An 11,997-nucleotide genomic window follows, 5' to 3' on the forward strand; every position below is an offset into this window, starting at 1 on the left:
GACCTCAGTAGACTTGCCTACCAGAAAACTGTGTATAAGGCAGCCAGAATGCCCAGTATGATGACAGTACCGATTTGGAAACCTCTATCAACCTTAAACATGCTCGGCTCAACAATAATCTCGCCTTCTGTTTCAGATTTTGATTTTGCCGTACCGAACAAGCTCATCAACACCATAATAATTACAATTACTACAAAGTCAATTGCCATACGATCTAAGAAAGGAAAATCAGGAAAACTACCGTTGGTCCACACCGGTAAAAACTTCAATACTGTTGATAGTGGTATGGTAATTAACGCACCTGCCATAGCGGCTGAAGCTGTAGTACGCTTCCAGTAAAAACCCAGCAGGAAAATAGCCAGTACACCCGGTGATACAAACCCAACGTATTCCTGAATAAACTGATAAGCCTGATCTAACGACTTTAGCGCCGGTGTTACCACAGCTGCAATGGCTAACGAAATTACTACCGCCCACCTGCCAATTCTAACCAGCTTTTGCTCACTTGCGTTTTTGTTGATGTATTTTTGATAGATATCAAGCGAAAATATGGTACAAATACTGTTTGCTTTACCTGCAAGTGAGGCTACAATAGCCGCCGTGAGTGCCGCAAAAGCAACACCTTTAAGCCCGGTTGGAAGCAAGTTTATGAGCGTTGGATAAGCATGATCGGGCTTTAAAACACCGTTAACCGTCATTTCATTTGCAAACATGCCATTGTGGTACAGCACATACATTATTATACCTGGCAATACGGCTATAAGCGGCACCATTAGCTTAAGCACAGCTGCAAACAGTATACCCTTACGTGCAGTTTTTAAATCGGCGCCTAACGCACGTTGAACAATGTATTGATTGCACCCCCAGTATGCCAGGTTATTCACCAGCATTCCCCCTATAATTACCGACGTTCCGGGTAAATCTTTATAATACGGATCTTTAGGGCCAAATATCATGTGGAAGTGCTCCGGAGCTTCTTTCATTAATAGTTTCAATGCGGGGAATATACCGTGTGTATTGTAGGTATCACTAAGTAAGTTAAGCGCCAGGTACGTAGTTACAAGTCCGCCGAGTATTAATACTACCACCTGTATAACATCAGTATACCCAATAACCTTCATGCCACCAAGTGTTACAAACATGGCAAAAACGCATAGGGCCACTATACACCAGCCAAAATCGAGCGAGGAAATGGATGAAATAGCAAGCGCACCTAAATATATGATGGATGTTAAGTTAACGAAAACATACACAAGCAGCCAAAATACAGCCATTACCGTACTAACCTGGTCATTATACCTGCGCGACAAAAACTGCGGCATTGTTACAATGCGGTTTTTTAAATAAACCGGTATAATGTACACGGCAACTATAATTAATGCTGCTGCCGACATCCACTCATACGAGGATATGGCCAGCCCTAAAGCAAAACCCGAACCCGACATTCCAATAAAATGCTCGGCCGATATATTAGAAGCGATGAGTGATGCGCCTATGGCCCACCAGGTTAACGAGCCTTCTGCCAGAAAGTATTCTTTAGCATCAAGTTCTTTAGTTTTGCGCTTGTGATAGATATAATAACCATAGCCTGCAACTATAAAAAAGTAAACAAGAAAGACTATATAATCAGTAAGTTCTAAATGGTTCATTTACGATCAAAAAATAATTAGTCTGCGCTGTACGTATTATGCAGAACAGATATCAAGGTGTAAAAATTGGTTGTTCAAACTTAAAGCTACTCAAAATTAATACTTTGACCATAATGGACTATAATCTGTAATTTTCCGACCAGCAACTATTACCAGGCTTAAAGCTTGATGCAACCTATTAACTCAAAACCTTGCGGGTTTTGCGGGCTCAAACTTAATCGTTTTCGTAAATAAAGATTCAGCTATTAAATAAAACGTATAAAAAGATAGCGATTATTGGCCTGAATAAGATAGTGAACAAGCCATTACTTAGTACATAAGAATGCTGCAGTAGCTTAATTACTATTCCCCTTTCCCCAAATTAAACTTACATTTTTACGAGTATTATGATCCGGTCGTTTACAGAGGATTCTGTTGATTTGATGCTATTGGAACATACCAAGAAAGCAGAATTACACGAAAGGTTAACAGGCAAATGGAAGAGCCAGCCTGAGTTAAGTTATTTTAAAGTACAAATTGAGGACATTGATATGTTCCCAAAACGATTAATATTAGCCTTAAAGCGGCAAAAGGTTAACAACGTACAAGACTTGCTTAGCCTGGCCTATAAAGATTTAATTGTACTGCCCAACATAGGTAAAAAAAGCTATCACCTCATTTTAGTGTTCCTTACCCAAATGACGCATAAGATGTTTGTATAAATAGCCTTAAATACTGCATTTAAATACATTCAAGACATCTTATTCCACAATAGTTACACTTTGCCCTAAGTATCTTCTTTCTAACGAGTTTAAAAAAATGCGTTCTACCTATAGGTACAGCAATCAAAATTGAACATCAACAGTTACATTTTAGGCTCAGCGGCCTTTTTAACAGCATATTATTTAAGCATGTTTATTGTATAACTAAAAGTGCTATTGCTTAAATGAGGCATATATTGAGGCAACGGCATCGGACCACATGAATGTGAGCCGACACCAAGTGTACGGCTTGATATGCAGAGCACCGTTGACGCTGGCTTGGGTAAGTCTATACGATATTCGGTTGCGTTAAGCACCTCATCAGTATATGGCAAAGCCGACATTTGAAATAATGCATCACTTCTAAACTCAAGCCCTTGTCCCGGTACATCAGTGAGCTTAAGCCATCTTATATCTTCATGATTTCCGCTCTCCATCGGTTTTTCGTAAGGTGTTAATTGCGCCTTCACTGTACTATTGTAAACCGCTACATTAAACCCGGCTTTACGGTCTGGATAGTTTTCCATTGGTCCGCGGCCAAAATAATTAAGGTTCTGCAGTTTTTGATTTAAAAGCATCCTTACCCCCATGCGGGCTATAACAATGTTGGTATCGCTTGCACTAATATCATTTTTGCAAACTATGCTGCCGTCGCCTTTAATGTCGTATACCGCTTTATGATCGACCCAAAAGCCGTTTTTGCCTAAACCGCGCAACTTTGCAGTTATGTTTATACTACCTGCATCTACCCGCTTAATTGAAACCTGCTTGGTTACCCACTTTAAAGAAGTGATACCGGTGCTATCCCACCCTTTGTAAGCGTATATATCATCCTGCTGATGTGGTGCTCTCCACAAATGCAACCTTGGCCCTCCACCGTTATTAAGCTGTTCTTTGGAGTGAACACGAATATTAGCTATTGTGCCCGAAGCTTTACTGAATAATAACTCAAACCCCTTACCTGTAATAACAACATTGCTGTCTTTTTCAAATAAGCTTAAATCTGAATAAGCAACTGTTTGCTGCATAGGCTTGGCAACTGCAACTGGTAAGGCAAACTGTGCAGCTGCAATTTCAAATCCTGTTTTTGCCCAATTACTATTGGCTTTAAGTTTAACAGAAAAGTTTATGTGGTATTCCGCAACATCTGTTTTACCCTTATAATTAAAGCTAAAAGAGCCATTAGACAGCGGTTTAACTGACGGCATGATAAGCTTACCTGAATCAACCGCCACTCCATTTTTTAAAACAGTCCAAAATAGGTCAAATTTATCAAGATTTACAAACTGGTACTTGTTCCTGAGCGTGTATACCCCCTTTTCACCTTCAACTGGGTTTATATCAAGCCATTGGTATATACGCTTCATCTCAAAATAGCCGGGCTTGGGTGACCTGTCAGAGAACACCACACCTTTATGAATAAAGTAATGATCGTTTGGAAATTCACCAAAACCGCCGCCAAAAGCTAATATTGGGCGAGCCGGGTTGCGTTTGTTCCACACTCCCTGATCCTGAAACTCCCATATTGCTCCGCCAAGTATGGAAGGATACTTGTCAAAAAGTTCACCGTACTCCTTTAACGAACCCATGGAGTTAAACATAGCGTGCGCAAACTCGCATAAATAAAAAGGCTTGGTTAAATCGGGGTTGGTTGCAGTTTCTTCTACCGGCCGCAGTGCCCGACGTTTTGCATCGGCACCCGGCCAGTTGTTGGGTATTAGCGGCGAGTACATGCGGCTGTCTAAGTCTGCCGGGTTACCTTTGCCTATACCAAAACCCTCATAATGTGTAGGCCTGGTGTTGTCCAGCTCTTTCACTTTGGCTAAAGCCGCTCTGAAGTTTTCGCCACCAGAGCCGCACTCATTACCTAACGACCAGATTATGATTGAGGGATGGTTTTTGAAGTTCTCAACGTTAGCCACATTTCTGTCAATAATGGCCGATTTCATGAGCGGTTCATTGTTAAATCTATCCATTAAGCCATGGCATTCTACGTTAGCTTCTGATAATACGTAAAGGCCATACTCGTCACACAACTCATACCAGCGTGAAATGTCAGGATAGTGAGAAGTACGCACATGATTACAATTTCCCTGCTTTATAAGCATAATATCACGTAACATTTGCGCCTCGGTAATGGCGTGACCACCATTGGGCCAGTTTTCATGCCGGTTAACGCCTTTTAACTTTATAGGCACACCATTTACTAAAAAGCTACGGCCCTTAATTTCAATTTGCCTGAAACCTGTACGGCTTGATAAATACTCAATTGCCTTACCATTTTGCTCAAGCGTAATTACGGTGGTATATAAATTAGGTGTTTCTGCGGTCCACTTTTCAGGGTTAGGCACCGGCAATTCAATATTTACGGCTTTTTCTGATGACGGATTGATAAGTACAGAACGAGCTTCCGAACGTTTAATAAGCTGTTTACCCTTATAAAGCGATGCAGAAACAGTAAGCTTTTTTGCCGTTTGACTATCATAATTGGCAATTTTGGTTGACACCTTTAGTGTTGCATTCTTATAACTTTTATCGAGCTGTGTTTTAATAGAAAAATCGCGCACGTGCTGAGTAGGTGCACGCCAAAGTGTTACATCACGAAAAATACCACTCATCCTCCACATATCCTGATCTTCAAGATAACTGCCAACGGTATACTGATATACCTCGGCGGCTATAAGATTTTTACCAGACTGTAAATACCGCGTTACGTCAAATTCGGCTGCATTACGACTGTTTACACTGTAGCCAACTTTTTTGCCATTCACCCAAAGGAAAAAACCGGCATCAACGCCGTCAAACTTCAGGAAAATTTTCCCGCCCCGCCATGTTGCCGGAAGCGTAAACTCTTTCCTGTAACTACCTACCGGGTTGCGATCTGTATACGCAGTATAATTTTCAGGCGGCGTACTCATTACATGCGGAAAATCCTTTTTAAATGTATAACCCATGTTACGGTAAAAGGGAATGCCATAGCCTTGCATTTGCCAGTTAGATGGCACTTTGATACTTGCCCATTTAGCATCATTAAAATTGGTTTTATAAAAGTCAAGCGGCCGTTTGTCAGGCGTGTTAACCCAGTTAAATTTCCAGTTGCCATTAAGACTCATGGCATACACAGATGCATTTTGCTTGCCCGCTAGTGCAGCCTGAATATTTTGATAAGGCATCAAGGCAGCATGCGCAGCTTCCTTATTAATACCAATACATTGCGGATTTTCAATTTCAGGTGGTAATGATGTGTTGCGGCTGGTATCCCTGTGCGACGCAACAGCCCATTGGGAAACAAATAAAACAAAGAAAAAAAAGTACCTGAAATTCATGAATTAACTTTTGACAGTATGGTGAGATGGATATACCAAGCCGAAGTTATTGGTAATAAACCTACCAGCAAATATAATCTGCTTAATCGTTTTCGTATTTAAAGTTTAGCTGTTAAGCCTATAATTAATGCAACTTAATAACTTAGACGTTTAATTTTTAAACCAAAAAAGGCTGTAATTTTGCCCCATTACAGTTTAACCTGCTTAAGCATTTGAAGAAAGTTATACTAAATCTGTTTGCTTCAGTTTTGTGCTTACTACCTTATCTGTGTGTAGCGCAAAACCTTGTAAGATATGTTCAGCCTTTATCCGGCACTGCTCCGTCAACTACGCCATCCTCAAAAAAGCATGGAAGCGGTACCGAACTTAATGCAAACACCATTCCTGCAGTAACGTTGCCGTTTGGAATGACGCAGTGGACACCCGAAACGCAGCGATCGGAGAATAAATGTGTTCCCCCTTACAGATATACTGATAGTAAAATCAGCGGTTTCAGAGCGTCGCACTGGTTAAGCGGTTCGTGTACTCAGGACTACGGAAGCGTTACTATTACGCCTGTCGGCTCGCGTTTAAATTTAATTCCGGAGGCTGGATACACACCTTTTTCGCATAGAGACGAAATTACAGCACCGCATTATTACAAAGTAAACCTACCCGAACGAAATTTAACAACCGAAATAACAGCAACTACCCGGTGTGGAATGCTAAGGTTTACCAGTCAAAGCGCAGATAGCGTTTATTTTACTATACGGCCGAATAGCGACCGCAATGAGGGTTTTGTTAAAGTAGACCGCCAGCGGGGAGTTATCTGGGGGTACAATCCCGTTCATCGAATTTACCAGGGTTGGGGCGAGAAAGCAGGCTTTAACGGATACTTTGTCATTCAGTTCAATCAGCCTTTGACCACTACAGGCTTGTTTACAAATAATAGAGTTACGCCCGGAGACAGTATTAAAAATCAGCACGAGGCAGGTGCTTATATAGGATTTAAACTTAAAGCCGGGGAGCATTTACAGATGCGCGTTGGTACTTCCTTTACCAGTTTTGCAGGCGCACTGCTTAATCTTGAAAGCGAAATTAAAGACTGGAATTTTGAACGCCTGGTAAAATCAAACTTTACAGTATGGCAAAATGCATTAAGCCGCGTAAGCGTTAGCGGCAATAATGAAAAGCATAAACGCATATTTTACACTGCCCTTTACCATACTATGCAACAGCCGCGATGCTTTAATGATGTAAATGGGCTTTATCCACGCTTTGGCGGCTACTATAAAAACGAAAAACTCAACAACGGTAACTACTACGATGATTTTTCAATGTGGGACACTTACCGGGCGCAAATGCCACTTTTTGAGATTTTGAAGCCCGACTTTGTAAATGACTGCGTAAAATCAATGATTTTAAAAGGTGAACAGGGCGGTTGGTTACCGATTTTTCCATGCTGGAACAGCTATACAGCGGCCATGATAGGCGATCATGTAACCGCATTTATAGCATCGGCCTATGTTAGGGGCATACGCAACTATGATGTAAAAAAAGCTTATGCCCTTATGCGGCGTAATGCATTTGAAGTTCCATCACCGCAGGAATACCGCGACGGAAAAGGACGCCGGGCCATCCAATCATATTTAAATTATGGCTATATCCCGGTTGAAGATTCGGTACCTGAAGCATTCCATAAAAAAGAACAGGTAAGCCGTACGCTGGAGTATGCATTTGATGATTATGCACTTGCAATGGTTGCCGCCGGGCTGGGTTTGAACAAGGACAAAGACGTTTTACTCAACCGAAGTAAAAACTACTTAAACGTTTTGGATGGTAACAGCAAAATGGTTAGAGCTAAGAAAAGTGACGGCAGCTGGCACTCACCATATAATCCTAAAAATAAAGAATTTTACATTACAGAGGGAACACCGCAACAATATACCTTTTACGTACCTCATGATGTAAATGGCCTGGCAAAAGCTATGGGCGGCCAGGTGGTTTTGGAGCAACAATTAGATACGCTTTTTAAAACAGGCGAGTATTGGCACGGCAATGAGCCGGGGCAGCAAACACCTTATATGTATAACTTCACCGCTTCGCCATGGAAAACGCAGTACTGGGTTAAAAACACTATGGATGAAGAATATAGCGACGGACCTGGCGGTTTAAGCGGCAATGATGATGCGGGCCAGGTATCAGCATGGTATGTTTTTTCGGCCATGGGATTTTACCCACTTAACCCGGCAGCAAACCAATACCTTATTACGGCACCGGTTTTTAACAGCTGCAAAATACAACTCAATCAAAATAGGGTTTTTGAAGTGAAGTGTCATAAAAGCACTTCTGATGCATTTTACATTGACCATGTAACGTACAACGGCAAGCCTTATAACTTTACCTACTTAACTCACCAAACTATTACACAGGGAGGCAAATTAGACATATACCTGCGAAGTACGCCCAACAAATTGTGGGGCACTGCTAAACAGCATAAACCTGCTTCTCTTACCCGTTGATATCATGAAAAAATATAACCTTCTGGCTTTTAGTTGCCTTTTATGCTCGCTATTTAGTGGTTTAGTTTACGCACAGTCAACAACAGCTAACAGAACCGATTATGTAATCACCAATTATGGTGCAACAGCTGATGCCAGCAAAGACAATGCAGTTGCCATACAGCGCACTATTGATGCATGCGCAAAAGCCGGAGGCGGGCGCGTTATTATTCCAAAGGGCAAACGCTTTATGAGCGGACCTTTCGACTTGAAATCAAACATTGAATTTGTTGTGGAAGCAGGTGCCTGTGTTATTGCAAACCCAAATGAAAGCATCTACAAAAAAAGCGCATTTAAAGATAACGTTGGCGAGGGGACCATTTGGATTGGAGGCAATAACTTAAATAACGTTACCATAAGCGGTACAGGCATTATTGACGGCAACGGCGTTTCTTTTATGGGTGCCCCAATAACCGATTCTTACATACTTAAACCTTTTGATAAGCTTGACCCCCGCCCTCATTTACTAACAGTTGCAGGCGGCCACAACATCAGGATAAAAGATGTAACCATACGTAATTCAGCATACTGGACGGTTCACCTTATAGGCTGCAACGATGTCACTATTGATAATATCACCTTACTCAATGATTTGAAAGTTAGAAACAGTGATGGTATTGACTTAGACCATTGCAAAAATGTACGCATAAGCAATTGCTACATTGAATCGGGCGATGACTGTATATGTTTAAAAAACAGACGTGAGTATGAAGAGTTCGGTCCCTGCCAGAACATTGTGGTAACTAATTGTACCATGACATCCAGATCATGCGCTATTAAGATTGGCTCAGAAAATATGGATTCGATTGACCATGTCATCATCAGCAATTGTATAATACGTGCAAGCAACCGTGGTATTGGCATTCAGAACCGCGACGAAGGAACAGTGAGTGATGTATATTTTAATAATATCCTTATTGAGTCGCATTTATTTACAGACGTATGGTGGGGAAAAGCCGAACCAATTTACGTAACAGCCTATACCCGTGCCAGTGCAAACAACAAAGATGCTAACTGGCGCTTTCCAAAGGGTGTAAAGGAAGGTAAAGTAGGAAAAGTAAGCAGAATTTTCTTTTCGGGCATCAAAGCAAGTAGTGAAAATGGTGTTTACGTAGGCGCTGAGTCACCCGAAAAGGTTGACGAAATTTACTTTGACCAAATTGACCTTCACATCAACAAAACAAGCAATATTACCGGCGGCATTTACGACCGCAGGCCAGCCAAGGTCGACGGGTTACTTACCGGCACCACATCGGGCTTTTACTTTGAAAACGCAGGCAATATAACCGTAAGAAACAGCTCCGTTATATGGGGCGCAAACAGGCCCGACTATTTCAAGCATGCTATTGAAAGCCACAACGTAAAGGATGTAAAAGTTACAGGTTTCAACGGTACAGCAGCTTTCCCTGATAAGTTAGATGCTATCATTAAAAAGTAGAATTTTTACCAGCTGTAGAACTACGTACGGTAAGTACTGATGGAATTATTTCACTTTCCTCTTCAAGATTAATGTAAGGGTTTTTAAGGCGTTTAAGCAGGGCTTTAGCAGCAGCCCTACCCATTTCAAATGCTGGTTGGGTAATGGTTGTAAGGCTTGGATTTAATATTACGGCTGATGCCTGATTTGAAAAGCAAACAACCTTTACATCATCGGGAATTTGCAAACCTAACTGCTGGCACACCAAATATATGTCGGTAGTCAGTCTTTCGACTGTTGCAATTATTCCGTCGGGCCTGTTGTTTCCCTGTAATATGCTGGTAAGGGTGGTATGTACCGTTTTGCCCTCACCAATACAGTTAACCACTTCACAGGTTGCAGGATCAAGCTGATGATCAGCAACCGCCTTTTGAAAGCCACTGCTACGTTCTGATATTATTGACAGGCTTTTTGAAATAGACAGCATTACAATGCGCTTGCAACCCGCCTCAATAAGGTGCTTGGTGGCCAGGTAGCCGCATTCAAAATCGTTTGTGGTTATTTTTGCGGTAGCGGGCGCGCTGGCAACCCTGTCAAAAAATACAACGGGTAGCTTTTTTCCAAAATCTTCAATATGCTCAAATGAATCTGTTTCCGAGCTTACTGACATCAGTGCGCCATCTACCCTGCCATATAGCAACTCACTTAAAATAGCCTTTTCGCGTTCCAGCTTCTCATGAGTAAGATATATTAGGGTATGATAACCTTTTTCGATGGCAACTTCCTCAATACCATTTAGCGCAATTGAAAAAAAACTGTCGGCCACCTCGGGTATGAGTACGGCTATCGTCTTACTTTTATTTTTGCGCAAACTGCTTGCATAAGCATTTGGTACGTAGTTAAGCTCCTTGGCAAGGTCAAACACCCGCTTTTTGGTTACTTCACTAATCTCGTGGCTATCGCCTAAAGCTTTTGATATTGTAGCGGTTGATAATTTAAGTCGTTCGGCAAGTAACTTGATAGTAACAGTTTCCATTTTGCATCTAAATACCGAAATAAAGATTGGCTTTTTTTTTAAAATTTAATAATTAAATAACAACAAAGTACTCTGGTGTTTATAACCATTTTTAAAGGAATTGAACAGCTTTGGTTTACCCTACAATGTATTTGAATTAAAAATTGATTAGTTTTGTCGCCATGTTTTTAATAAGTACCTCTCTCAATCAGCTCAGCAACGTTAAAATTCTCTAATAACTTTCTAACATTTACTTAATCGTTTACGTAAATAAATATCGTTCAACCATTACGAGTTCATGCTGAAATGTATCACTTTAGTACTGCAAAATCAGTGCAACCAATTATTTACGGCTTACTGAGCCTCAGGCGCATAAGTGATATTTTAAAACCAAACGATATGAATTTGAAAGATAGCATCCCTGCTGTAGATCAAACGGCTCCGCTTTCTAATCTGGATGAATGGGAGGACGATGTAGTGCGCAGGTACCCTGATCCATCCAAAATAAATGCTGATAAAGATGAAGAGGCGTTTAGAGATTACAATGCAACGGAAAAGGATTCGGTACGTGAGTTCTACCGTTTAAATCATCGCTATCAAACATTTGATTTTGTATTGGAGCACAAAAAGAAATATTTAAGCTTCTCGAAAGACAAAATGCCCATCTGGGATGCGTTTACCTTCCTGAATAAGCTGGTAGATGATTCTGACCCTGACACAGATCTTGACCAGATGCAGCATTTACTGCAAACATCTGAAGCCATACGAAACGACGGACATCCGGATTGGATGGTATTGGTAGGGCTCATACACGACATGGGTAAAGTACTTTGCCTTTTTGGCGAGCCACAGTGGGCCGTTGTTGGCGACACCTTCCCGGTAGGTTGTGCTTTTTCTGACAAAATCGTTTTCCCTGAGTTTTTTAAAGATAACCCGGATATCCACAATTCAAGTTACAATACAAAATATGGCATTTACAGCCCTAATTGCGGCTTAGATAATGTGCATATGTCATGGGGTCATGATGAGTATGTTTATCATATGATGAAAGACTTTATTCCAGAGCCTGGGTTATACATGCTACGCTACCACTCGTTTTACTCACAACACCGTGAAAACGCTTACGACCATTTGATGAATGATCATGACCGCGACATGTTTAAATGGGTAAACCTATTTAACCCTTATGATTTGTACTCTAAAAACCCAAATCAAAAAAGCTGGGAAGAATTGAAGCCTTATTATGAAAATTTGGTTGCCAAGTATCTCCCGCAAACACTGAGTTTTTAAACAAATAAACAATAACCAAA

The 11,997-nt window shown here is 41.1% G+C and carries 7 protein-coding genes; 4 read left to right on the forward strand and 3 right to left on the reverse strand.

Features of this window, described 5'->3' with window-relative positions; genetic code table 11:
- Positions 1-17: 17 nt before the first annotated feature.
- A complete protein-coding gene (locus GO816_RS16875) occupies positions 18-1,649 on the reverse strand; it encodes a sodium/sugar symporter (RefSeq protein WP_157543126.1) in 1,632 nt (543 codons plus the stop codon).
- 386 nt (positions 1,650-2,035) lie between these two features.
- Between GO816_RS16875 and GO816_RS16880 the strand changes: the two genes are divergently transcribed.
- On the forward strand, positions 2,036-2,350 hold the full coding sequence (locus GO816_RS16880; protein WP_157543127.1) for a DNA-directed RNA polymerase subunit alpha C-terminal domain-containing protein: 315 nt from the start codon (positions 2,036-2,038) through the stop codon (positions 2,348-2,350).
- Positions 2,351-2,529: 179 nt separating this feature from the next.
- On the opposite strand, the gene GO816_RS16885 is transcribed toward GO816_RS16880, so the two are convergent.
- Positions 2,530-5,715 carry a glycoside hydrolase family 2 TIM barrel-domain containing protein gene (locus GO816_RS16885; RefSeq protein ID WP_157543128.1) on the reverse strand — a complete coding sequence of 1,062 codons (3,186 nt, stop codon included), beginning with the start codon at positions 5,713-5,715 and terminating at the stop codon, positions 2,530-2,532.
- Positions 5,716-5,927: 212 nt separating this feature from the next.
- Here GO816_RS16885 and GO816_RS16890 point away from each other — a divergent pair, with 212 nt between their 5' ends.
- The gene (locus tag GO816_RS16890) at positions 5,928-8,216 is read left to right on the forward strand and encodes a GH92 family glycosyl hydrolase (protein WP_232336606.1); all 2,289 of its coding nucleotides are present in this window, start codon (positions 5,928-5,930) and stop codon (positions 8,214-8,216) included.
- A gap of 4 nt (positions 8,217-8,220) precedes the next feature.
- On the forward strand, positions 8,221-9,693 hold the full coding sequence (locus GO816_RS16895) for a glycoside hydrolase family 28 protein (RefSeq protein WP_157543129.1): 1,473 nt from the start codon (positions 8,221-8,223) through the stop codon (positions 9,691-9,693).
- Here GO816_RS16895 and GO816_RS16900 read toward each other — a convergent pair.
- Positions 9,683-10,708, reverse strand: coding sequence for a LacI family DNA-binding transcriptional regulator (locus tag GO816_RS16900; RefSeq protein ID WP_157543130.1), 1,026 nt, complete (start codon positions 10,706-10,708; stop codon positions 9,683-9,685). The two genes, GO816_RS16895 and GO816_RS16900, sit on opposite strands and share 11 nt — an antisense overlap.
- A gap of 378 nt (positions 10,709-11,086) precedes the next feature.
- On the opposite strand from GO816_RS16900, the gene GO816_RS16905 reads away from it, so the two are divergent.
- Complete coding sequence (locus GO816_RS16905) at positions 11,087-11,977, forward strand: inositol oxygenase family protein (RefSeq protein ID WP_157543131.1); 891 nt, start codon at positions 11,087-11,089, stop codon at positions 11,975-11,977.
- Positions 11,978-11,997 lie beyond the last annotated feature (20 nt).

The organism is Mucilaginibacter aquatilis (assembly GCF_009755275.1).
Classification (GTDB): Bacteria; Bacteroidota; Bacteroidia; order Sphingobacteriales; family Sphingobacteriaceae; genus Mucilaginibacter; species Mucilaginibacter aquatilis.

Bases quoted from the DNA above. Each gene is read 5' to 3' on its own strand.
- GO816_RS16900 (WP_157543130.1), bottom strand. From the start codon at position 10,708: ATGGAAACTGTTACTATCAAGTTACTTGCCGAACGACTTAAATTATCA.
- GO816_RS16905 (WP_157543131.1), top strand. From the start codon at position 11,087: ATGAATTTGAAAGATAGCATCCCTGCTGTAGATCAAACGGCTCCGCTT.
- GO816_RS16885 (WP_157543128.1), bottom strand. From the start codon at position 5,715: ATGAATTTCAGGTACTTTTTTTTCTTTGTTTTATTTGTTTCCCAATGG.
- GO816_RS16895 (WP_157543129.1), top strand. From the start codon at position 8,221: ATGAAAAAATATAACCTTCTGGCTTTTAGTTGCCTTTTATGCTCGCTA.
- GO816_RS16875 (WP_157543126.1), bottom strand. From the start codon at position 1,649: ATGAACCATTTAGAACTTACTGATTATATAGTCTTTCTTGTTTACTTT.
- GO816_RS16880 (WP_157543127.1), top strand. From the start codon at position 2,036: ATGATCCGGTCGTTTACAGAGGATTCTGTTGATTTGATGCTATTGGAA.